Consider the following 23,328-nt stretch of genomic DNA (forward strand, 5'->3'; position numbering starts at 1 on the left):
TCGGTGCTAACGTAGCTTATGTATCTAACGGCTTAGCTATGCAGCGTAGTTATATGGGTTAAAAAAGCCGCGTAGTATAAGTGCACTGCTGGACTGTTTTTAGCCAAAGCACGCCGAGCCCGAGTCTTAAATAACCATTAAGTTAGGCGCTAGCGGCTCTCAAACCTAAATCACAACGCCAGCCTGTGCCGGGCAAATAAGTCATTGCCCACGTGGCTAAGTAAGCAAGGAGCAATGCTGTGGTATCAACATTAATTAGGGATGTATTATGTTAATCGCAATTCCAAAGGAAACCCTTAGCGGTGAGACCCGAGTGGCGGCGTCGCCCAAATCGGTCGAGCAGCTGTGCAAGCTAGGGTTTGAGGTGAGCGTAGAGCAGGGCGCAGGTAGCCAAGCCAGCTTTGATGACAGTGCCTATCAAGCGGCAGGCGCTACCTTAGTGACCGCCGACCAAGTATGGCAGGCGGCCATTATTTATAAGGTGAATGCACCCAGCGAGGCTGAAATTGCTCAGCTGCAAGCGGGCACTACCTTAGTAAGCTTTATTTGGCCGGCCCAAAACCCTGAGCTGGTTGAGCAGCTGAAAAATAAAGGCGTTACCGTGCTGGCCATGGACATGGTGCCGCGTATTTCGCGTGCTCAGTCGCTGGATGCGTTGTCATCCATGGCCAACATTGCCGGTTATCGCGCCGTGATTGAAGCTGCCCACGAATTTGGCCGTTTTTTTACTGGCCAAATTACCGCCGCCGGCAAAGTGCCCCCGCGAAAGTACTGGTCATTGGTGCGGGTGTGGCAGGCTTAGCGGCCATAGGAGCGGCCGGCTCGCTGGGTGCCATAGTGCGCGCTTTTGATACGCGTGCGGAAGTTAAAGAGCAAATTCAATCCATGGGCGGCGAGTTTTTAGAGCTGGACTATGAGGAAGACACTAGCTCCACTGATGGTTATGCCAAAGAGATGAGCCAAGCGTTTATTGACGCAGAAATGGCGCTATTTATGCAGCAAGCCAAAGAAGTCGACATTATTATTACTACCGCCCTGATCCCCGGGCGCCCAGCACCTAAGCTGATTACCGCCGAGATGGTGGCCGAGATGCAGCGCGGCTCCGTGATTGTGGATCTTGCGGCACAAAATGGCGGCAACTGTGAGCTGACGAAACCTGGTGAGTTATTCGTGACCGATAATGGCGTAAAAATTATTGGCTTTACGGACCTTAACGGTCGGTTACCGGCGCAGTCTTCCACTTTGTATGCCACCAACTTGGTGAACTTAGCCAAACTGTTGTGTAAAGAAAAAGACGGCCAGATCAACGTCGATTTTGACGACGTAGTATTGCGCAACATGACGGTGGTGAAAGAGGGTGAAGTGACCTTTCCGCCACCGGCCATTAGCGTGTCTGCGGCTCCCAAGCCACAAGCGAAGGCAACAAGCATTGCTCCAGTTGAGCCGAAAAAACCGAGCCGCCTGAAATATTATGTGGCCGGCGGCGGAGCACTGTTGTTTGCTTGGTTGGCAGCAGTCGCACCGGCGGAATTTTTATCTCATTTCACCGTGTTTGTCTTGGCCTGTATCGTGGGTTATTACGTGGTGTGGAACGTATCGCATTCTTTGCATACACCTTTGATGTCGGTAACTAACGCCATTTCAGGAATTATCGTGGTTGGCGCCTTATCGCAAATGGGGGACGGAGGCTTTGTTAGTTTTCTGGCCTTCGTGGCCATATTGATAGCGTCAATTAACGTATTTGGCGGTTTTACCGTTACCCACCGCATGCTGAAGATGTTTAGAAAGGGCTAATCGTATGTCACACGGATTTGTAACTGCATCATATATCGTCGCCGCTGTGCTCTTTATCATGAGTTTGGGTGGTTTATCTAAACAGGAGTCGGCCAAGGCCGGTAACTGGTATGGCGTGGCAGGTATGGCGATTGCCTTGCTGGCCACCATTTTTAACCCGGAAGTCACCGGTATTGGCTGGATTCTCGTGGCCATGGTGATAGGTGCGGCCATTGGTATTCGCTTGGCGCTTAAGGTCGAGATGACCCAAATGCCGGAGTTGATTGCTATTTTGCACAGCTTCGTTGGTCTTGCAGCCATGTTTGTTGGCTTTAACACCTATCTGGATCATGAGCCGTTGTTTGGCGCCATGCTCAACATTCATAATGTTGAAGTTTTTCTCGGGGTCTTTATTGGTGCCGTCACCTTTACGGGATCCATCGTGGCTTTTGGTAAGTTGCGTGGCTCTATTTCCTCAAAGGCACTGCAACTGCCGCACCGCCATAAGCTAAATTTATTGGCGATAGTACTGTCTGCGCTGTTATTAATTTGGTTTGTACAAGTTGAAGGCTCAACCTTCCCCTTGTTGGTAATGGCACTGATTGCCCTGGCCTTTGGCTGGCACTTAGTGGCCAGTATTGGCGGTGCCGATATGCCGGTAGTGATCTCCATGCTCAACTCCTACTCGGGTTGGGCGGCAGCGGCAGCAGGCTTTATGCTCTCTAACGACTTGCTGATCGTAACCGGTGCTTTGGTGGGCTCAAGCGGTGCAATTTTGTCTTACATTATGTGTAAGGCCATGAATCGCTCCTTTATCTCAGTGATTGCCGGTGGCTTTGGTAGCGATGCGGTGAGCAGTAGCAGTGAAGACGACGATCAGGGCGAGCATGTAGAAGTGAATGCCGAAGATGTGGCAGACATGCTGAAAAACTCCACCTCTGTGGTTATCACGCCCGGTTACGGCATGGCGGTGGCACAGGCGCAATATCCGGTGGCCGAGTTGGTGTCTAAGCTGCAAGCCGCTGGCATTAAAGTACGCTTTGGTATTCACCCAGTAGCGGGGCGCTTGCCCGGCCATATGAACGTGTTATTAGCCGAAGCTCGGGTGCCTTACGACATAGTGCTGGAAATGGATGAAATCAACGATGATTTCAGCGATACGGACACGGTTCTGGTGATTGGTGCCAACGACACGGTGAACCCGTCTGCGGCTGAAGATCCCGCCAGCCCGATTGCCGGCATGCCAGTGTTAGAAGTGTGGAAAGCCCAGCAGGTGGTGGTGTTTAAACGCTCCATGAATACCGGCTATGCGGGTGTACAAAACCCACTGTTCTTTAAAGATAATAGCGTGATGTTGTTTGGCGATGCCAAAGACAGCGTGGATCAGATCTTGAAAGCTTGGTAGCAGTTAGCTACTGAGCCTAGGGCTTGATGAGTGTTAAGTAAAAAGAGCAGCCTGGCTGCTCTTTTTGTTTAGGTAAGGTAAAGCGAAGCGGATGTTGGTGTTATCAAGAGCGGTGCGTATAATCTATTTAACACTTTTCTAACCCCTCAGTGAATAGCTAACTAATTCATTGAGTAGCAAGCTAACAGGGGATTTATGGAATATATAATTTTAGTGATTGCGGTTGCCATCCTATTTTGGGCAGTCACCGTTTATAACAAGTTAGTGTCACAGATTGAAGCCGTGCATAACTCAGAAAAAGAGATTTCGGTGCAGTTAGACAGACGTGGCAAGGTGTTCGACAGTCTGATCGCCGCCGTTAATCGCTACCTAAGCCATGAAAGTGAGGTGTTTACCAAGGTCACCGCCTTGCGTGCGCAAACCCTAGATCCCAATGCATCACCAGAAGTGGTGAAGCAGGCGCAAGATGAGTTGTCTAAAGTGGTGAGCAGTGGCTCTATCAACATAGCGGTAGAAAGCTACCCAGAGCTAAAGTCCGATCGTAATATGATGCAACTGCAAGAAGAGATAGTGTCTACCGAGAATAAATTATCCTTTGCCAAAAAAGCGTATAACAACGCCATCGAACGCTATAACGTCACGAGAAACAGTTTTCCAAACTTAGTCGTCGCCAATATCTTTGCCGACTTACATCAAGATTTTGAATATTGGTCTTTAGATGAAGCCAGCATTAAGACGGAAGAAGCCCGTCGCGTACAATTTTAACTTAGGCTATATGACTGTCTGGAACATTAAACAGCCCCGAAAGGGGCTTTTTAAGCCACTTTTCATTGGCGGTGAGCGATTATGGATTTTAGAGCGTCAATGGCGGTTAATAACCGTAAAACTAAGCTGGTCGTCGTTACCTACATTGCCATTATGTTGCTGGTCGGCTTATTATCGGATATTGCTTTTCGCCCGTTATCTAATAACGGCCTGCTGTATGATATGCAGCTGTATATTACCTTTGCCGCTATTCCTTATATCACCTTAGGTATTCTGACTTGCACCTTGATAGGCATCATTATTATCAGTAAATTTGGTCATAAGATGATGTTGTCGGGTTCGCAGTATCGAGAGCTAAACTCACAAACCGAGCTTGCTGCACAAGACCGCCAAGTAGTGAATATGGTCGAAGAGATGGCCATTAGCGCCAACCTCGGTTATGTGCCGCGAGTGTTTGTGATGGAAACTGAGCAAATGAATGCTTTCGCCGCCGGTTGGAATCAGCACAATGCCTTGGTGGCGGTCACCTCAGGCTTACTGGATAAGCTCACCCGCAGTGAGGTGCAGGCGGTGATTGCCCATGAAGTGGGCCATATCTTGCACGGAGATTCTAAGCTTACTTTGTATGTGGGTATCTTGGCGAACGTGATTCTAACGCTGACTAATATCTTGGGACGGGTATTTTTGTTTTCTCGCAGCAAAAATAATAATGCCAACAAAGCCAAGATGCTGTTGCTGGTGCTTAACTTTGTGCTGCCGATTCTCACTCAAGTGCTGTATCTATACCTTTCACGCAGCCGAGAATATATGGCGGATGCAGCAGCGGTGCAGTTAACGGGTGATAATCAGGCCATGATCTCGGCACTGCAAAAAATATCCGGTGATTACGATGTGCATAAAGATGACCAAGAAAAGTATGAGTCTTTTACCGAAAAATATCGTGCGGCGGCTTATATATTCAGTAAAGGCGACTCTCTCTTTTCCACCCATCCCTCTATCGAAAATAGATTAAAGAAGCTGCGTGGCGAGTAGTTTTCTAATAATCCGCAGCACAAAAAAAGACGCGCGCATCAGCGGGTGTATTTTTTATTAGTTATTTAATCAATTAAGCTTACGCTTAATTTTCTGTTTAGTTACCGCGATAAGTCGAGAAGCCGTAAGGGCTGAGCAATAATGGAATATGGTAATGCTCAACGCTGGCATCGGCCGAGAAGATAACCGGTACTTCGGGGAAGAAAGTTGCTGTATCGTGCTTTTTAAACCAGTCGCCAGTTTCAAAGGTCACGCGATAGGTGCCTTGCTCCAACTTTTTGCCCTCTGGATATAAAGCAGGAATACGGCCTTGTTCGTTGGTCACGCCTGTATTGAGTTGAGTCCAGTTATCACCCTGCTTTTGTTCCAACACCACTGCTACGCCGGGTGAGGGCAAGCCATTCTCCAGATTAAGTACGTGTACGCTTAACGGATTGCCTGCGGCAAACGCAAAGCTGGAAGCCCCGGCCAACATGGCGCCTGCCACCACATATTTCAGCTGTTTCATATTATTTCCTCGGATTATAGGGTGCCGCTAAGGTTTCACCTTAAATACAGACAGTTTTTACTCCTGCATCGCAGCTTACTTTTTGATGGCGCCATCATGCCTACCACTTGCTATCAAACCCATGACCCTTGTATTACAAAGCTGTCATCTAAGGATGCGGGGTTATCAGCTTCTGGATTAACAGTGATAAAGTGTTGGTTATTAAGCTGCCACATACGGTGGCAAGCGAGGGCACCCATGAAAATATTGGTAGTAGAAGATGAGGTCAAAGCGGCCGATTACTTGAAAAAAGGCTTTACCGAATCAGGCTATTCGGTGGAAGTGGCCCATGACGGCCACGAAGGCGAGTTCTTGATCCGCGAAGGACATTTTGACCTGATTATTCTCGATATTATGTTACCTGGGCTTGATGGCTGGCAGTTGCTACAAATTATTCGCCGTACCTCAAATACGCCGGTTATTTTTCTCAGCGCCCGGGATGCGGTGGAAGATAAAGTGCGCGGCCTAGAGCAGGGTGCCGATGATTATTTGGCTAAGCCATTTTCATTTGCCGAGTTGCTGGCGCGAGCCCGTAAGTTATTACAGCGCGCGCCCGCGCGTGAAGTGACCTTGTACCAGTTAGCGGATTTACAGCTTGAACCCCTGAGCCGCCGCGTATCGCGAAGCGGGCAGCGCATCGAGCTGACCAACAAAGAGTTTACGCTGCTACAACTGCTGCTCAGCCACGAGGGTGAAGTGATGACGCGCACTTATATTGCTTCTCAGGTGTGGCACATGAATTTTGATAGCGACACCAATGTGGTAGATGTGGCGATTCGTCGGCTGCGCGCCAAGGTCGACGACGGCTATCAGCCCAAGGTTATCCACACCATGCGTGGCATGGGTTATGTGTGTGAGGTGCGTGCGTGAAGTGGCGCAACTCGCTTAGCCTAAAGCTGGCATTGATGTTTGCACTGGTGAGCACTTGCTTACTGGGTGGAATTGGTTTTTATCTTAATTACTCGCTGCAACGAGAGCTGGTGTGGCGCGATGATCAAAGTCTGCTCGGGCGTTTGGAGCACATAGAAGCGCTGTTAAGCGAGAGCGACAGTGTGACCGAGTTGCGCAGTCGGCCGCAGCTGTATGCCAATATGCTGGGCAATCAAGACAGCCTGCTCTGGGTATTAGATGATAGCGGCACGGCCTTGATCAGCGTGAATCCCGGCCAGCTGCCGTTACCCCGTTTAAGCCAAAGTGAGTACTCACAATTGGGCTTTGATGATGACAAGCAGGCGCGCTTGGCCTGGCGTTATGTGGATCATGACGGTCAATCATTGCTGCTGATTGCCGGTAAGTTATTAGCGCCCCGTGAGCAAATGCTGGCCGCCTATCGCTTGAAGTTATTGCTGACGCTGGCGGTGGGTGCCTTGTTGGCGTTTGTGCTGGGCGGCTGGGTGAGCCGGCGAGCGTTGCAACCTTTGCGAGCGTTAGGGCGCAAGGCGGAGTCGATTGACGTGCGTCGCTTGCACGTGCGTTTGCATAAAGCTGATTTGCCCCAAGAGTTGCAAGGTTTGCAGCGCAGTCTCAATCAAATGCTGGCGCGCTTAGAAGCAGGCTTTGCCCAGCTGTCGCGCTTTTCTGAAGATTTAGCCCATGAAGTGCGCACCCCCTTAAATAATTTAATGGTGCAAACCGAGCACACCTTACGTAAACCTCGGCCTTTGGAAGAATATGAAGGCCTATTGGCCTCTCATCAAGAAGAGTATGAGCGTTTATCGCGCATGGTCGACAGCATCTTGTTTTTAGCCAGAACCGAACAGCCACAAGCGTCGTTGAATCAGAGCTGGGTCAATTTGAGCGAACTGACAGAGCAGTTGTGTGAGTATTTTGAAGGCATGGCCGAAGAGGCACAGATGGCGCTGATTAACGAAGTACACTTGACCAGCGCTCAGGGTGTGGATGCTAAGCAAGCACTTACTTTGGTGTGGGCTGATAAAGATTTATTGCGCCGTGCTTTAGCAAATCTGCTGAGTAATGCCTTGCGCTATGGTGCCAAGGGGCAGCCTATTCGGCTCAGCAGTTATCATCAGTCCGGCGAAACCGTGCTTCAAGTGAGTAATCAGGGACCGGTGATTACCGATCCGCAATTAGCGCTGTTATTTGAGCGTTTTTATCGTTGTGATCCGTCCCGTGCCAACCCGGGGCAAACCGGTGGTTTGGGCTTGTCGATTGTGCGTTCTATTATGCAATTGCATCAGGGTCGGGCTTGGGTCGAGAGCGATCACCAAGGCGTACGCTTTATGTTGGCGTTTCCGGATCAGGAGTCGTTAGTAGTGTGATCCGCCGTTTGCTGTCAAAAAACTGAAACTGATCGCCACTCTCAAGGCTAATACCTTGCTAAACACAGGTAAATCCCTTACTTTTTAGCGTTTTATAGCTATTAAGGAAAGCAAATGGCCAGTTGGCGTAGCGCCTTGTCGCTCACATTTCCGGTGATGATGGGGTATTTGCCCTTGGGGGCCGTATTTGGCGTGCTGTGGGTGGATGCAGATCTGACTTGGTACTGGGCGCCCTTGATGAGCATTATTGTGTATGCGGGCGCGCTACAATACTTGGCGGTGGGCATGCTGGCGGCGGGCATTGGCTGGATTGATCTGGCAGTGGCATCGTTATTGGTGAATTTTCGCCACCTTTTCTATGGTTTGTCGCTCTACCATCTATTGCCGAATGGCGTGTTGGGTAAACCCTATTTTATCTTTGGTATTACCGACGAAACTTACTCTTTGCTGAGTGCCTCGGGGCAGGTAACCGATAGCAAAACCGCGCTGCAAGTGGTGGCCTTCAATCAAGGTTATTGGATACTGGGCACCCTGATTGGCATGGTGCTGGCGCGAGGGCTACCACCGGGATTACAAGGTTTAGACTTTGCCCTCACGGCGTTGTTTACCGTGCTGGCAGTCGAACAAATCCGTGCTAAAAAAGACTGGGGAGCAGTCCTGCTTGGGTTAGTAGCCGCCGCCGTTGCGGGATTCTGGGTCAGTGATTACTTCTTATTGGCCGCCTCCATTATGTTGGTGTTGGTGTTAGTGGCATGGCCGCAACCTCGATTACAGGAGGATGCAGCATGAGCGAACTGGATTATCTGATCAGTGCGCTGATCATGGCGGCAGTCACCTTTGGTTTGCGGGCGTTTCCGTTTGTGGCGCGTGGCTTTATTGCCCACCATAAACGTATCCAAATACTCGGCCGTCGCTTACCGGTGGCCATGATGGTACTGCTGACCCTATACGCCATGAATGTGCATAATTGGAGCCAGCCTAGTGATGGTTACGCCCAAATTATCGCGGTAATGGTCGTGGCCGTGCTGCAGTTATGGCGCCGCCAAGCCTTGCTCAGTATTTTAACCGGCACGCTGGTTTATATGGCGATTATGAACAGCTGGTTTGGGTTGTAAGCACTGATTTACAAAAATTAGGCTCAACATTAAGCACCTCACTTGTCACTCTGGCTCACGGCGAGCCAGAGTTGGCGTCATTCTTTATTTATTCATATAACTTTCACTCAGGCTTCATCCTGTGTCGTTACGCTGCGAGCATCTTATAAACTGATAAGCGGCGGACTTAACGTCTATGAATATAGAAAGCATGTATATAAAAAGTGTGCATACCAAAACAGCTTTGCCAATTAGCCTAGCGCTGTTGTTGATAACTACTCCTGCTTTGGCAAGCGATCACACGCCTAAATCTAATCCTAAGCCTGTAGATATTATTCAGTTGAGCTTGAGTGACTTGCGGCCCACACAAGCCATTGTCGGCTTTGATCAGGTTTACTATAAATTAGGGCGCTTTCAGTTTGACGCCGACAAGTTGTATGACGAAATATGTGAAGTGAATGGTCAACAAGGTGTGGCAACGCGGCCTGCCACCGCCACACCTAACCTCGCCGCTAGTTTTAGCTGCCAGCAGCCCGTAGGCACACAGCCACAAGATATGAAAACCGTGGTTATCGGTCCTGATGATCACTACTACCTCACCGATGGTCACCACACATTTAACGTATTTTGGCAGATGCCCCAAGGCGGCCCCGACTTTAAGGTGCAGGTACGGGTCGAGCAAGACTACCGTCACCTAAAATCAATGGCCGACTTTTGGCAAACCATGGCGGCTGATGGCCATGTTTGGTTATTGGACCAAGATGGCCACGCCATTACGCCGGCAGAGCTGCCGCCTACATTAGGGCTGGCAGGTTTTGGTAATGACCCTTATCGCGCCTTGATGTATTTCTCCCGTGATGTGAGCTGGAATAAACCCCAAGCGCCGATTCCTTTTTTAGAGTTTTACTGGACGAAAGAGCTGCGTAAAGGCATAGATGTGCATGACTTTGATTTGGCTAGCGCCGCCGGTTATCGCCAAGCGATTGAGGCCAGTAGTCGATATCTACTCAAAGTGGAAACCGATGATGTCGGCGGCTCGGGTTTATCGGCCACAGCCATGGGGCGTTTTGATGAATTTCAGCAAGCTGGGCTGGATAAACTGCTACGAAAATCTGGCAAAGTAGATTACATGTTGCGCTATAAAACGGCGTCTAGCGGCAATGGCTTAGCTTACGATCAAGCCGTGCTCAACGCCCCCAGTGTGACTCAATTAAATCCACTCACACTACAGGCTAGACAGAGTTATAACGGCTATCCCGCTACCGTGGGCAGCACTAACATTAATGCCATTGTTGAAATCCCGGCCGGTACTTTGGCTAAATGGGAGTTAGATGGGGAAGACGATAGTCGCATTATTTGGGAAATGAAAAACGATAAACCGCGCATTGTAAATTACCTCGGCTATCCCGGAAATTACGGCACTATACCGCGCACTGCCTTGCCCAAAGAGCTCGGCGGAGACGGAGATCCATTGGATGTGTTGATCTTGGGCCAAGCCATAGCGCGGGGGCCGTGGTCAGTGCACGCTTGATTGGCGTGATGGAAATGCTCGATCATGGCGAGCAGGACGATAAGTTAATCGCAGTGTTAACCCAAGACTCGCCATTTGCACAGGTGCAAACGCTGGCTCAGTTAGAGACTGAGTTTCCCGGCGTGAAAGACATAGTGAGCACTTGGTTTACTAGCTATAAAGGGGCGGGTGCGGATATCAAAGTCTTGGACTGGAAAGATGAGCAGGCGGCGCGTGCTATTTTGCGCCAAGCGCAAGCGCAGTTCCCCTAGGGTGCGTTCTCAATTATGCCAGCCAGATAACGGCTGACACGAGGCTCAACATTGACTGGTAATTTTTTGCCAGTCGTTCGTACCTAGTTGCTATACGACGAAATTGCTTCAACTTTTGGAAGAAACGCTCAACCAAGTTGCGATCTTTATAAACATGACGATCCAACGGCCTTGGCTCCAATCGATTTTTTCTTGAGGGTATAACCGCTTCTGCTCCAACACTTTGAATACTTTCAACAAACGCATCTGAATCATAACCCTTGTCAGCCAAGACCTGGCTAGGCGTAAAACCATCCAACAATGCCTCTGCTTGATCATATTCTGAGGCCTGCCCTAGGGTTAACAGTAAGCGCACGGGGTTGCCTAAAGCGTCAACGGCAGCATGGATTTTAGTCGTTAGTCCACCTCTAGACTTCCCCATGGCTTCTGCATCTTGCTCTTTTTTTTAGCCGCCCCATGTTGATGGACACGAACGATACTACCGTCGATCATGAGTTGCTCAAAATCAGCTTCTTTGGATAACTCCTCCATTATCGTGAGCCAGACGCCTTTGTGAGACCAACGACTATATCGGACGTAAACGCGGTGCCAATGCCCATAAAAATCAGGTAAATCCCGCCAAGGTGCGCCAGTTCGAGCAATCCAAAGTACCGCTTCAACAAATTTGCGATTATCGAGTGCTGTCACGCCTCTATCGCTAGCTTTACCCGGGAGCAGTTCTTCGATGCACTCCCATTGATCATCTCGTAGCAAGTAATGCCTCATAAGTCGTTACCTCACAAGTAGTTACTTCAAATACTATAAAGGTAGCTAATGCAGCCGAAGCGTCAAATGAGAACGCGCCCTAGTCATTATTACTCCATAATTCCTATATTTCAGTTCTTAAACTTAGCATCAACCCCGCCCAGTGCGGGGTTTTATGGTATGAGTTACCGACAGTAATTGGGGATGCGATAGAGAGCCGTTAAGCTAACCTTAGATGGCTTTCTCTTTAACTTAGCGCGCTAAGCTGTATTTTCATGGGTTTTATGCACCATTAAGTATTCAAAATTAATCATTAGCTAAGCTGACATAGGCTATAATCGGCCTCCGTTTATTTTGGATTCGATCCGTTATGACTACTTTTATTACGGCTTGCACGCGACTGCGTGCCGCTTTGTTCGGCATCTTGTGCCTAGCCGGCAGTGCCGCGGCACAAGCTGAGGCGTTCGTGTTTACCGCGATCCCCGATCAAGATGAGCGCCACCTCACCGAGCGCTTTGGTAAAATAGCCGACTACCTGAGTGAAAAACTCGGGGTAGAAGTGCAATATTTACCGGTTAAAAGCTATCCCGCTGCGGTAAGTGCCTTTCGTAACGACCAAGTACAACTGGCTTGGTTTGGCGGCCTTACCGGCGTACAAGCTCGCGAATTAGTACCTAATAGTGAAGCTATCGCCCAAGGTAAAGAAGACACCGAATTTGTGAGTTACCTTATTGCGCACACCAGCACCGGCCTTGAAAAAAGTGAGCAGTTACCCGCGGAATTAGCCGGTAAGCGCTTTACCTTTGGCGATAAGGGCTCTACCTCTGGCCGCTTAATGCCGGAATTTTTCTTGCGTGAGCATTATGGCAAGTCGCCCAATGACTTGTTCTCGCGGGTGGGCTTTTCTGGCGATCATAACCGTACCTTAAGCTTGGTGCAGTCCGGTGCCTTTGAAGTGGGCGCGCTTAATTACGCGGTGTGGGACGCAGAGCTGGCCAAGGGCAATATAGATACCAGTAAAGTGCAGGTGATTTGGGCCTCGCCCAGCTATCCGGATTACCAGTGGACCATTCGTGGCGATGTAGACGCACGCTTTGGTACAGGTTTCAAAGACAAGGTACAAAAAGCCTTGTTAGAAATGACAGATCCCACCTTATTGGCTGCGTTTCCGCGCTCCGGCTTTGTGCCTGCCACTAACCAAGATTATGCGCCTATTCGCGACACCGCCGTGGCCATTGGCTTAATGGATGCCGAGTGAGTTTACGCACTACTTGCCCCAGCATAGAACTTAACTCAAGCCAGCCGCTGTTTCGCTTGCAGCATCACAGTGTAGGTTATGCAGGCAAAACCATATTGCATGAGCTGAGCTTGGACATTCAGCCCGGCGAGCGGGTGGCTTTGTTGGGCAAGTCCGGTAGCGGCAAGAGTACCTTGCTGCGCCAACTACGCGCTCAGCAGGCTGATAAAGTAGCCTGGTGCCCTCAGCAACCCGGGTTGGTGCCTATGTTGTCGGCCTTTCATAATATTTATATGGGCCGACTGGCGAGCCAGCCGTTCTGGTATAACCTCACCAATTTAGTGCGCCCACAAGCTAAGCCTAAAGCCGAAATAACCGAGCTGGTCGCCAGCCTTGGTTTAAGCGAACAGCTTTGGCAGCCGGCGGAGCGCTTATCCGGTGGCCAACAAAGTCGTGTTAGCTTGGGTCGCGCTTTATATCAACAACGCCCTATCTTTATGGGTGATGAGCCCGTGTCCGCCTTGGATGAACGCCAAGCGGATGCATTATTACAGCTATTGTGCGCCCGCCATCACACCCTAGTGCTGGCGCTACACAACGTTGAGCAAGCGCTGGCGCACTGCACTCGCATCATCGGGCTCGCTGGCGGTCGTGTACTGCTGGACGCGCCGGCTCATACCTTGAATGCCGCCGAGCTTAACGCCTTATACCTCAGCCACTGATGCCGAGCCTTAACACCATTCTCGTCATGCTAATTCTGTGAGCCATTACCAGTGAAGCCTGCCACCGGACCCACGCGCGCCATGCTTAACACCAGCTTACTGTTTGTGCTGCTGGCATTGCTGTGCTTGCCGTGGGCGGATTTATCCATTCAAGCCTTTGATCCTTGGCAAGAATTGGCACGCCTGGGTGCAGGACTGGCTCAGCCGAGCTGGCCAAGTTTTAGTTTACTGGGCACGGCACTGGCCAATACCTTGGCCTTTGCCATACAAGGAGTGGCGCTGGGGGCTGTGGGTGGCTTGTTATTAGCAGCGGGTTATCGGCATGCGGGTATTCGTCGCTTAGCGGCGGGTTTGCGTGCTGTGCATGAATTATTTTGGGCTTTGCTGTTTATTCAGCTGATCGGCATAGCGCCGCTCACCGGCGTGTTGGCCATAGCGCTGCCCTATGCGGGCACCTTTGCTAAGGTGTTTGGCGAGCTGTTTGAAGAAGCCGATCCCGCCCCAGAGCAAGCGTTAGGGGCTGATTTAGACACGAAAAACAAGCTAGGTTGGTGCTCTCGACTCTTTTTTCTACAGTTGCCGCTGTGTTGGCGACCCATGGTCAGCTATTTTGGCTATCGGCTGGAGTGCGGCATTAGAAGCTCGGCGGTGCTGGGTTTTATTGGCTTGCCGACCTTGGGCTATCACCTAGAGTCTTTGCTGCGCCAAGGTTATTACGCAGAAGCCGCCAGTTTTTTTTATGCGCTAGTAATCGTGATTGCTACCTTAAAGTGGTGGTTGCGTCCTCGATTATTGCTGGTGTATTTGGGTGCAGCCTTGTGGTGGTTACCGCCTCAAGCCAGTCTGAACTGGGCGCTGGCGGTACGCTTTTTTACCCAAGACATAGTGCCTGCACCCTTGCGCCGTGGCGACTGGGCTGAGCTGTGGCCTTGGCTGCAAGAACTGGCCAGCCAACAAATATTGCCGGGCTTGGTGAATACGCTGGTATTGGCCTTGTTGGCGCTAATCGTGATGGCGGTGTTAGCGCTATTGTGGTTCCCCACTATTTCACGCAGCTTTGGTAATGGCGCTACTCGCCTTGGCAGCCACTGGAGCTTAGTGCTGATGCGCGCCTTGCCCGAGTATTTGCTGGCGTTTATTGGCACGCTATTGTTAGGCCCGAGCATGCTGCCGGCCATAGCGGCGTTGGGCTTACATAATGGCGCCATCGTGGCCCACTTATTGGGCCAGCAACTGAATAATTTAACCTTTCGTGAAGATGCACCTAACGGATTGAATCTGTATTTTTTTGAGGTGCTGCCGCGCTTGTATCGGTCTTTTATGGCGTACAGCCTGTATCGCTTTGAGAATATAGTGCGCGAAACGGCCATCCTCGGCATGTTGGGAATTCCGACGTTGGGCTTTTTTATCGACTCGGCGTTCAGTGAATTTCGCCTCGATCGAGCCTTGGTATTACTGCTGGTTTGTGCGGGCTTAAACATAGGCGTAGATGCCATGGCGCGGCGCTTAAGGCGCAGTTTGCATTTAAGCGAAGCCACTAGGTAATTGTGGTCTGCATCACGCTGCTTCTTGTTATTTCATTGGTTTTCTGTATAAATATAAGTTTAGAAGAGATGGATTCTCTCTAATAAATCAGTGAACCAAGGTGGTAAAAATGAATAATATACTAAAAATAAGTGCGCTTAGTGTTACTGTGTTATTAACGGTTGCTTGTACCGGAACGCCCACCAAAGGCGATCAAATGCTGTCTCACAGTGCTTCCGCCAAAGACATTGGCAAGATGTGGAACGACGGCAATAAGCTGGTTAAAAAAGGTGAAAAGCTGCAGGCCAAAGGTGAGCGTCAGGTCGATGATGGTCAAGATGACCTCAAAAAAGGCCAAGATCTGGTTGATGATGGTAAAGACAACATCAAAGAGGGCAAAAGCATGGTCCGTGAAGGCCAGCAGTTGCTAAAGAAAAGTGAAGCCGAATATAGCGCGCACTTTCCTAGCGGGTCTTGATAACAGACTGATTAGTTACCGTTACTAAATTAAAAAAAGCGCAGCAGCCAAAGGCTGCTGCGCTTTTTTGCTAAGAGAGGTCGGTATCCTCTTACAACACCAAGCCGCCGTCTATTTTCAGCACTTGGCCGGTAATGTAACGTGCCCGATCACTGGCTAAAAATAACACGCCATCAGCGATATCTTGCGGCTCACCTAAGGCACCGAGGGGAATGCGCGCCGCCATTTTTTGCAGCACAGCTTCAGGTACCGCTTGAGTCATTTCGGTATTAATGAAGCCCGGCGCTATGCAGTTAGCACGCACTTGTAAGCCGCCGTGTACCAACTCTTTGGCCCAGCCTTTAGTCATGGCAATAATGCCGCCTTTGCTGGCTGCATAGTTACTTTGGCCGATGTTGCCATCTGTGCCTACCACAGAAGAAATGCTGACGATGCTGCTTTTGCCTTTCGCTTTAAGCAGGGGCAGCATGGCCTGGGTCATCAAGAACACCCCTTTAAGATTCACTTCCAGCACTTGGTCCCACTGAGGTTCTGTCATCTTGCCTAACAGAGCATCGCGAGTAATACCGGCGTTATTGACCAATACATCCACACAACCTTGCTCATCGGTAATGCGTTGGCGCAACACCGCTAGAGCCTCTGCATTACACACGTCCAAGGTAATGGCGGTGATATTCGGGTAATCACCAATCCAGCTGTCAGCAGGGGCCATATTAATGTCACAGGCATAAATCCGGCTAGCGCCAGCTTTGGCCAAGGTTTCACTAATAGTGCGGCCTAAGCCGCGAGCGGCACCGGTCACCACACATACTTTTTCTTGCATATCATAATAAGTCGGCATCATTGTCATCCAATAGAAATGAAAGGACGGTCTATGACGACCGCGCTAGGTTCGATTGTAACCCTATTTTTGCGCTGCATTGTTACCATATTCTTAAATAATCTTAATCATGCTGTTGATATAGAGTTTTTAGCCGAGCATTAGTAGGTTGTTTTTGTGCTGTGCATTATTTGCCTTAAGCGGTAAAGGCTAGGCTTGGGATTAGGAGAGAGGTTAGACGTGGGATTAAGCGAGTGATACGACTGTGTTCAGCGAGATGCGAACTCATATTAGCGAGCAGCGACACATCCCTTAGCCTCTATTAGCACACAAGCATTGCAGGGCAGATGGGAAGGAAGCAGAGAAGGGAATAGGGAAGGCTAAAAATAAAAAGGCCCGCACGAGGCGGGCCTATTTAATTGCGAGGACTACTTAGCTGCCGCTCCAGGCTGCAACTAGATCACGCTCTTCGTCAGTCATGTGCGTCATGTTGCCCAAAGGCATGTACTTATTCGCCACAACTTGCTTTAAGTGCGCCGCTTGCAACAGAATTTCTTTCTGTGAGTCCAGCACTATGCCCAGCGGCGGAGCCGCAAAGCCAAAGCTTTTATCTGGGTTTACTGCATGGCACTGCACGCAACGGTCGTTCATCACGGCTTCAACTTGTGCCAGAGTCACTTCACCGCTTGCAGCAACAGTGTTGTCTGCTTCAACAGCAGCTACCACTTCGCCATCTACTACAGCAACGTCGGTACCTGCTTCAGGAGCAACAACGCTGCTCTGAGTCACAGGTGCTGGAGCTTCCACGGCTTTCTTAGGAGCTGGTGCGCCAACCCATACTGCAACCAAAATTAACGCTACGCCGGCAATTGGGTAGCCTGGGCGAATTTGACCGCGATGCATCAATACAAAGTACTGACGAATCAAAGCACCGGCAAAGATGAACAACACCATGATCACCCAAGATAACGGGTGGCTAAAGGTGAACGAGTAGTGGTTGCTCAGCATCAACAATACAACAGGCAGGGTGAAGTAAGTGTTGTGTACTGAACGCTGTCTGCCACGTAACCCGTCGATTGGGTTTGGTTTGTCACCGGCTTTCATGGCATTAACCATGCGGCGCTGGCCTGGGATAATCCAGAAGAACACGTTAGCAGACATGGCGGTGGCCATTACGGCACCGGTCAGCAAGAAGGCAGCACGGCCAGAGAAGATGTGCGTGCTTAGGTAAGCAACAACAACCATCATCACGCCAACAGCAACACTCAGGATGCCGTCACGAGTCATGTTAGGGCTAATGCGCTTACACAATTCGTTATAGACAACCCAACCTAACAGCAGGAACGCCAAGGCAGCAATGTTTGCCTGGGTGCCAGTCATGTTAGCGGCCCATTCCCACGGGCTGTTGCGGTTAACCAAGTAAAAACTAGGCTTGGTCAGGTACAACATGGTGAACAAACCAAAGCCAGACAACCAAGTGGTGTAGGCCTTCCAGAATGACCAATGCAGGTCTTCTGGCAGATCTTCTGGGCTGCTTGCATACTTTTGGTTGTGGTAGAAACCACCGCCGTGTACGGCCCACATTTCGCCGAATACGCCTTTTTTCTTACAAGCTTCGCCTTTAGGCGGCTTCAAGCCGTTATCCAACATAACGAAATAGATGGACTCACCCAGCCATGCGATGGCTGCGATGACGTGCAGCCATCTGATTAATAAGTTACCAAAATCCAGCAGATACGCTTCCATGGTCTTACCTTCTCTGTTTCAAATTTATTAGTTAGGACCCTAGCGCATCGAAACAGGTGCCCAGCTAAAAAGCTGAGGGCTGAGACCACATGCGCTGCCTTCGTGTGTGCAAACTGTGTACGATTTCAAAAGCAAAATGTTGACAATTTGTGTGTAGATTTTTTTCAATTACGTGATGAATGTCAATGCTATTTAACCATTAAATTTTACAAAAAAGGTTGCAAATTTAAAATTGGCATCCAATTGCTATGTAAAGTCATTATTTGTCAATGACTTACGTTTTTGTCTTGTTAGTCAGTAAAAACGCAACTAACGAGATAAAAAAACAATCATCTAACATTCAGCGGCAACATCATAACGGACTTTGTGATCAAATGAGCAGCTATTTTCTAAAATTTGTATCTTAAATGCTAAACACTTGCTGCGGGTTGCCCTCGATTTAAAATATTGTACACAATATCAGTGGCTTGGCTCAGTGCTATTTGGCCCCTGTTTGTGGCGCGCTTCCCTTATGGGCCTGAAATTGCCCGACTCTTACCTGTAATAACGCCAATAATGGCGCCGGTGAAAACTCAGGATGCAATTTATGCAACACGTGACAGACACTTTCTAGGGTCGACAGCGCTTGGCCGCCCGGCCCTTTGCGAATGGCATAGGCACTGGCCGGTGCCTGACTAAAGCTCAGGGTAGGTAAAGCCTTAAGCCAAGGGTTGAGATGTAATAACAGCCGCGTTTTACGCCACGTCCCATCCAACACAATTAAACCGCCAATCTGCCTGTTGTTCGTTTGCATCGCTGTCAATGGCATAGTTTCCGTTTGCATTCCTGTAGATAGCTTAGCTGCTGATAATTTATCTGCAGCTAGCTCACTTGCTGAGCGCTTAACTGCTAATAGAGAGTGTTGCTGGGTATCGATATCCAGCGCCGCCGCATCAGGATAGAGCAACCACCAATCGCCATCGGCTAAGGTGGGCGGCGGGGTGAGCGTTTCAGCCACCTCCACGCGAATATCGGGCACGCTTAAACGCAGCAACGGCACCGTGCTTTTGGCGTGTTTGGCTTCCAACGGATGTTGGTAAATAATCACCGGCATTGGGCAGGGCTGCGGGCGCACATACGCACACAAACAGGCCGCTTGCGGTAGCTGACAAGAACAACAATACGTGCGAGACATTTCTTTAATTCACCTCATAAAATCTTCACTTATGATAACCACAAGGCGGGGGCGGTTGAAGTAAAGCAGGCCGCCGGCCACTTTTACTGGCGCAAGTTTTAACTCTTGATTGAGGATCTGCCCCAGATCAGAGACAATAGCCACCGTTTTATTCGTCGCTCCTTGAGTTGGCGCCTGTGATGGCGTTTGACTCCTTCATTAAAGTAGAAGAAATCCGACCATGTCAGCACAGTCATTCTTGCAGGAAGTCGCCAAGCGCCGCACCTTTGCCATCATTTCGCACCCGGATGCGGGTAAGACCACCATTACCGAAAAGGTGCTGTTGCACGGCCATGCGATTCAAACGGCCGGTACCGTTAAGGGCCGTGGCTCAAACCAGCATGCTAAGTCTGACTGGATGGAGATGGAAAAAGAGCGGGGCATTTCAGTTACCACTTCAGTGATGCAGTTTCCTTACAATGACTGCCTGATTAATCTGTTGGATACGCCCGGCCACGAAGACTTCTCAGAGGATACCTACCGTACCCTCACCGCCGTCGATTCTTGCTTAATGGTGATTGATGGTGGTAAAGGCGTAGAAGACAGAACCCGTAAATTAATGGAAGTGACGCGCCTGCGTACCACGCCCATCGTTACCTTTATCAATAAGCTGGACCGTGATATTCGCGATCCCATGGAGCTGTTGGATGAAGTTGAAAACGAGCTCAATATCATGTGCGCGCCCATTACCTGGCCCATTGGTAGCGGCAAGTGGTTTAAAGGCGTGTATCACTTAAAAAATGATGAGATCACCCTTTATCAGCCAGGTATGGGTCATGCGATTCAAGAGATCCGCGTCATTAAAGGCTTAGATAATCCTGAGCTAGAAACGATTCTGGAAGCCCGAGAATTAGCCGAGCTGCGCGATGAACTCGAGCTGGTGATGGGGGCCTCTAACGAATTTGATCATGACTTGTTTTTAGCCGGTGAGCTAACGCCTGTTTATTTTGGTACTGCACTGGGTAACTTTGGTGTGGATCATGTGCTGGACGGTTTTAGCAAATGGGCACCAGCACCCATGCCGCGCACCACTCATGAGCGTGAAGTAGTAGCCTCAGAAGATAAATTTTCCGGTTTCGTGTTTAAAATTCAAGCCAACATGGATCCGCGCCACCGTGACCGCATCGCCTTTATGCGCATTGTGTCTGGTACTTATAACCAAGGCATGAAGATGAAACACGTACGCCTTGGTAAAACCGTGAGTATTTCTGATGCGGTAACCTTTATGGCCGGCGATCGTGAACGTGCTGAAGAAGCCGTCGCTGGCGATATTATCGGCCTGCATAACCACGGCACCATTCAAATTGGCGATACCTTTACCCAAGGCGAAGATCTTAAGTTCTCCGGTATTCCTAACTTTGCACCGGAATTATTCCGTCGTATTCGCCTGCGTGATCCGCTCAAGCAAAAGCAACTACTGAAAGGCTTAGTGCAATTATCAGAAGAGGGCGCGGTGCAGTTATTCCGCCCCATCGATAACAACGACCTTATCGTAGGTGCGGTAGGTGTGTTGCAGTTTGATGTAGTGGTATCGCGCTTAAAGTCAGAATATAACGTGGATGCGCTTTATGAGGCGATTAACGTTTCTACCGCGCGCTGGGTATACTGCGAAGATGAGAAGAAGCTCGACGAGTTTGAACGCAAGATGTCACAAAACTTGGCACGAGACGGCGGCGATAACCTCACCTATATTGCCCCGACCATGGTGAACTTGAACCTCACCCAAGAGCGCTACCCTGATTTTGAGTTCAGCAAAACCCGCGAGCACTAAGCTTTACGCGCGTGACTAAATATAAAACGCCGGCAACCAGCCGGCGTTTTTGTTTCTGAAAGTGAGATGTGTTTGGTTTTTGTAGCCGCCAATTTATTCGGCGGTCCTGCGAAGCAGGATGATTTTCTCGTAGAACTTAACTTACGGCTTATGGTTTACGATTATGCTTATCCCTTACCAATTAAATGTTTCAGATCTAATCTCTATTTTTCCGTGTTCTTCCGTGTATTCCGTGGCAAAAAGTCTTTAATCGTTAATAAAGTTTCGTATCAGGAGATTACATGCTGCTCACCGACAGCCATTGCCACTTTGATTTTGCCGCATTTGGCCCTGATTCGGGCACAGAGCGCGCCGAGCATTGGCAGTGGGCACAGGCGGTAGGTGTGCATCGTTTAGTGATCCCAGGCATAGAGGCCGCACAATGGCCGACGCTACCTAAGTTGTGTGCGACCCATAACGGGCTTTATTACGCCTTAGGCCTGCATCCTTGGTGGTTAGAGGAGGCGCCAGGCGACTGGCCACATCAGTTAGCATTGGCGCTGAAATGCGCTGCAGCGGATGCACTTTGTGTCGCGGTGGGTGAGATTGGGCTGGATAAGCATTTGCCAGTGGCGTTAGATCTACAAGAAGCGGCATTTATTACTCAGCTAAAACTGGCCATCGAGTATCAAAAGCCGGTGATAATACACAGTAACGGCACCCACGACCGCGTTTTAAAATGGCTGCGCCGTTACCCCGCCATCGGCGGTGTGGTGCACGGTTTTTCTGGCTCTAGACAGCAAGCCGAGGCTTTCTGGCAGCTCGGCATTCATATCGGCGTCGGTGGCACTATTACTTACTCCCGCGCCAATAAAACTCGGCTCGCCATCGCTGCCTTGCCAGTAGAGGCGCTAGTGTTAGAAACCGATGCCCCTGATATGCCGCTGAGTGGCTTTCAAGGTCAGCCCAATCATCCCACTCAGTTACCCTTGGTACTGAGCGCCTTAGCTGCACTGCGCCAAACTGATGCAGCAAGCTTGAGCCTACAGCTTGAGCGCAACGTGGATCGCCTATTTGGCTGGTAGCGCTCGTTTTTGCACTGGCAGGTAGCTCATGCCTTTCGGCCATTCTGGTATGCTGATAAAAATAATGGGAGTCGTATATGAAGCCGCCTAATTTACCCTTGGTAGCCGCCCAGAAAACGCTTTCTTTAGCAGAGAGCCAAGCGCTTTTTTCCGCCGCAAGGCAAGCCTTGGCCATGATGGACTTAACCAGCCTAAATGATGACGATACCGAGCACAGCATTCAGGCTCTCTGCCAACAAGCGACCACGCCCTTTGGCAATGTGGCGGCTATGTGTGTTTACCCGCAATTTATCAAAACGGTACAAGCTGCCTTAAATACGCTAGGCCTTAGCGAGCAAGTGGCCATCGCTACTGTGGTTAACTTTCCCCATGGCTTAGATAGCATCAATCAAGTTGAGCAAGATATTCGCGCCGCTATTACCGCCGGCGCTCAAGAGATAGACCTAGTACTGCCTTATCGACAACTGATGGCGGGTGATAGCGCCTTTGCACTGGCCATGGTGCAAGCCGCCAAGGCGGTGTGCGTTGAGGCGAGCCCTGAGCCACACCTGGATAAACCAGTGCTTAATAAAACGCAGTTTAATAAATCAGCGTCATTAAAAGTCATTATCGAAAGTGGTGAGCTGGCCACGGCGGCACTTATTACTCAAGCCAGTGAACTGGCCATTAAAGGCGGCGCGGATTTTATTAAAACCTCCACCGGTAAAGTGGCGATGAATGCCACCTTAGCTGCGGCCGAGCTGATGCTTCTCGCCATTCGTGATAGCGAGCAAGCTGTCGGCTTTAAAGCCGCAGGGGGCGTGCGTACCGCTCAAGATGCTCAGCAGTATTTGCAGTTAGCCGCCCGTATTATGGGAAAAGATTGGCTAACGCCGACCCACTTTAGATTTGGCGCTTCAGGTTTGTTAACTCAGCTGTTACATACCTTGGATGAACAACCTACAGTGCCATCGGCGACAGGCTATTAAGTAATGTTGCATAACTTATGTGGTGGATTCTGTAGATAGCTTCGGCTTACTTTAAAGTTAAAGACCTTTCGCAACGGAATCCACGGAACCCACGGAAAAATAAAGATAAGATCGGAAAAATTGATTTGTAAAATCTTAATCAAAGCCGTGCCAAGCTACCCTGGCTGCTAGACTTTGCTCTTACCTAATAAGATTTTTTGGATTTTTTCGTTCTTATCTCAGCTTAATTCTTCTGTGTTCTTTCGTGGGTTCCGTTGCAAAAAATTATTGGTGTAAGGCTTTTAAGAAGCAGCAGTAAGCCTGACCTATGTTTCCACATCAGTTACGACGAGCTAATTAAGACAATTTACTTAAGACTGAGCTA

At 49.7% G+C, this 23,328-nt stretch carries 19 protein-coding genes and 2 pseudogenes; 16 read left to right on the forward strand and 5 right to left on the reverse strand.

Features of this window, described 5'->3' with window-relative positions:
* Window positions 1-268: 268 nt before the first annotated feature.
* The 4 genes and pseudogenes from CBP31_RS10565 to htpX all read left to right on the forward strand — a co-directional run bounded on the left by CBP31_RS10565 (window position 269) and on the right by htpX (window position 4,975).
* Window positions 269-1,794: pseudogene (locus tag CBP31_RS10565) on the forward strand (Re/Si-specific NAD(P)(+) transhydrogenase subunit alpha).
* 4 nt (window positions 1,795-1,798) lie between these two features.
* Window positions 1,799-3,178 (forward strand): Re/Si-specific NAD(P)(+) transhydrogenase subunit beta, encoded by a 1,380-nt coding sequence (gene pntB, locus CBP31_RS10570; RefSeq protein WP_087037102.1) that lies wholly within the window; start codon window positions 1,799-1,801, stop codon window positions 3,176-3,178.
* Window positions 3,179-3,373: 195 nt separating this feature from the next.
* Window positions 3,374-3,943, forward strand: a complete 570-nt coding sequence (locus tag CBP31_RS10575) for a LemA family protein (protein ID WP_087037105.1) — start codon at window positions 3,374-3,376, stop codon at window positions 3,941-3,943.
* Between the two features lie 81 nt (window positions 3,944-4,024).
* Entirely contained in the window at window positions 4,025-4,975 is a 951-nt protein-coding gene (htpX, locus tag CBP31_RS10580) for a zinc metalloprotease HtpX (protein WP_087037109.1), read from the forward strand.
* Between the two features lie 97 nt (window positions 4,976-5,072).
* Here htpX and uraH read toward each other — a convergent pair whose 3' ends face one another.
* Window positions 5,073-5,483 carry a hydroxyisourate hydrolase gene (uraH, locus tag CBP31_RS10585; RefSeq protein WP_087037112.1) on the reverse strand — a complete coding sequence of 137 codons (411 nt, stop codon included), beginning with the start codon at window positions 5,481-5,483 and terminating at the stop codon, window positions 5,073-5,075.
* A gap of 237 nt (window positions 5,484-5,720) precedes the next feature.
* On the opposite strand from uraH, the gene CBP31_RS10590 reads away from it, so the two are divergent.
* The 5 genes and pseudogenes from CBP31_RS10590 to CBP31_RS15775 all read left to right on the forward strand — a co-directional run bounded on the left by CBP31_RS10590 (window position 5,721) and on the right by CBP31_RS15775 (window position 10,677).
* Window positions 5,721-6,392, forward strand: coding sequence for a heavy metal response regulator transcription factor (locus CBP31_RS10590; RefSeq protein WP_087037115.1), 672 nt, complete (start codon window positions 5,721-5,723; stop codon window positions 6,390-6,392).
* A complete protein-coding gene (locus tag CBP31_RS10595; protein ID WP_193791284.1) occupies window positions 6,389-7,801 on the forward strand; it encodes a heavy metal sensor histidine kinase in 1,413 nt (470 codons plus the stop codon). The genes CBP31_RS10590 and CBP31_RS10595 overlap by 4 nt, the downstream gene beginning before the upstream one ends.
* A gap of 114 nt (window positions 7,802-7,915) precedes the next feature.
* Window positions 7,916-8,590: an AzlC family ABC transporter permease gene (locus CBP31_RS10600; RefSeq protein WP_087037118.1), complete on the forward strand. Its 675-nt coding sequence runs from the start codon at window positions 7,916-7,918 to the stop codon at window positions 8,588-8,590.
* On the forward strand, window positions 8,587-8,916 hold the full coding sequence (locus CBP31_RS10605) for a branched-chain amino acid transporter permease (RefSeq protein WP_087037121.1): 330 nt from the start codon (window positions 8,587-8,589) through the stop codon (window positions 8,914-8,916). The genes CBP31_RS10600 and CBP31_RS10605 overlap by 4 nt, the downstream gene beginning before the upstream one ends.
* Before the next feature lie 190 nt (window positions 8,917-9,106).
* Window positions 9,107-10,677: pseudogene (locus CBP31_RS15775) on the forward strand (ParB-like protein).
* Between the two features lie 13 nt (window positions 10,678-10,690).
* On the opposite strand, the gene CBP31_RS10615 reads toward CBP31_RS15775, so the two are convergent.
* A protein-coding gene (locus tag CBP31_RS10615) for an IS5 family transposase (RefSeq protein ID WP_407668743.1) occupies window positions 10,691-11,442 on the reverse strand; the annotation gives its coding sequence in 2 pieces (ribosomal slippage) (window positions 10,691-11,112 and window positions 11,112-11,442; 753 coding nt in all).
* 349 nt (window positions 11,443-11,791) lie between these two features.
* On the opposite strand from CBP31_RS10615, the gene CBP31_RS10620 reads away from it, so the two are divergent.
* From CBP31_RS10620 to CBP31_RS10635, 4 genes are all read left to right on the forward strand, one after another.
* Window positions 11,792-12,679: a putative selenate ABC transporter substrate-binding protein gene (locus tag CBP31_RS10620; protein WP_087037124.1), complete on the forward strand. Its 888-nt coding sequence runs from the start codon at window positions 11,792-11,794 to the stop codon at window positions 12,677-12,679.
* Window positions 12,676-13,380, forward strand: a complete 705-nt coding sequence (locus CBP31_RS10625) for an ATP-binding cassette domain-containing protein (protein ID WP_227874999.1) — start codon at window positions 12,676-12,678, stop codon at window positions 13,378-13,380. The genes CBP31_RS10620 and CBP31_RS10625 overlap by 4 nt, the downstream gene beginning before the upstream one ends.
* A gap of 81 nt (window positions 13,381-13,461) precedes the next feature.
* A complete protein-coding gene (locus CBP31_RS10630) occupies window positions 13,462-14,925 on the forward strand; it encodes a PhnE/PtxC family ABC transporter permease (RefSeq protein WP_087038704.1) in 1,464 nt (487 codons plus the stop codon).
* A 109-nt stretch (window positions 14,926-15,034) separates the two neighbouring features.
* Window positions 15,035-15,382, forward strand: coding sequence for a hypothetical protein (locus tag CBP31_RS10635; RefSeq protein ID WP_087037126.1), 348 nt, complete (start codon window positions 15,035-15,037; stop codon window positions 15,380-15,382).
* Between the two features lie 91 nt (window positions 15,383-15,473).
* On the opposite strand, the gene fabG is transcribed toward CBP31_RS10635, so the two are convergent.
* The 3 genes from fabG to CBP31_RS10650 all read right to left on the reverse strand — a co-directional run bounded on the left by fabG (window position 15,474) and on the right by CBP31_RS10650 (window position 19,122).
* Window positions 15,474-16,226, reverse strand: a complete 753-nt coding sequence (gene fabG, locus CBP31_RS10640) for a 3-oxoacyl-ACP reductase FabG (RefSeq protein WP_227875000.1) — start codon at window positions 16,224-16,226, stop codon at window positions 15,474-15,476.
* A 408-nt stretch (window positions 16,227-16,634) separates the two neighbouring features.
* The gene (locus CBP31_RS10645) at window positions 16,635-17,948 is read right to left on the reverse strand and encodes a urate hydroxylase PuuD (protein ID WP_087037129.1); all 1,314 of its coding nucleotides are present in this window, start codon (window positions 17,946-17,948) and stop codon (window positions 16,635-16,637) included.
* Window positions 17,949-18,426: 478 nt separating this feature from the next.
* Window positions 18,427-19,122 carry a tRNA-uridine aminocarboxypropyltransferase gene (locus CBP31_RS10650; protein WP_087037133.1) on the reverse strand — a complete coding sequence of 232 codons (696 nt, stop codon included), beginning with the start codon at window positions 19,120-19,122 and terminating at the stop codon, window positions 18,427-18,429.
* A 220-nt stretch (window positions 19,123-19,342) separates the two neighbouring features.
* On the opposite strand from CBP31_RS10650, the gene prfC reads away from it, so the two are divergent.
* From prfC to deoC, 3 genes are all read left to right on the forward strand, one after another.
* Window positions 19,343-20,932 carry a peptide chain release factor 3 gene (gene prfC, locus CBP31_RS10655; protein ID WP_087037136.1) on the forward strand — a complete coding sequence of 530 codons (1,590 nt, stop codon included), beginning with the start codon at window positions 19,343-19,345 and terminating at the stop codon, window positions 20,930-20,932.
* Between the two features lie 281 nt (window positions 20,933-21,213).
* On the forward strand, window positions 21,214-21,996 hold the full coding sequence (locus tag CBP31_RS10660) for a TatD family hydrolase (protein WP_087037140.1): 783 nt from the start codon (window positions 21,214-21,216) through the stop codon (window positions 21,994-21,996).
* Between the two features lie 173 nt (window positions 21,997-22,169).
* Complete coding sequence (gene deoC / locus CBP31_RS10665) at window positions 22,170-22,964, forward strand: deoxyribose-phosphate aldolase (RefSeq protein WP_227875216.1); 795 nt, start codon at window positions 22,170-22,172, stop codon at window positions 22,962-22,964.
* The last annotated feature ends 364 nt before the right edge of the window (window positions 22,965-23,328 follow it).

This window comes from Oceanisphaera profunda (assembly GCF_002157895.1).
Classification (GTDB): Bacteria; Pseudomonadota; Gammaproteobacteria; order Enterobacterales; family Aeromonadaceae; genus Oceanimonas; species Oceanimonas profunda.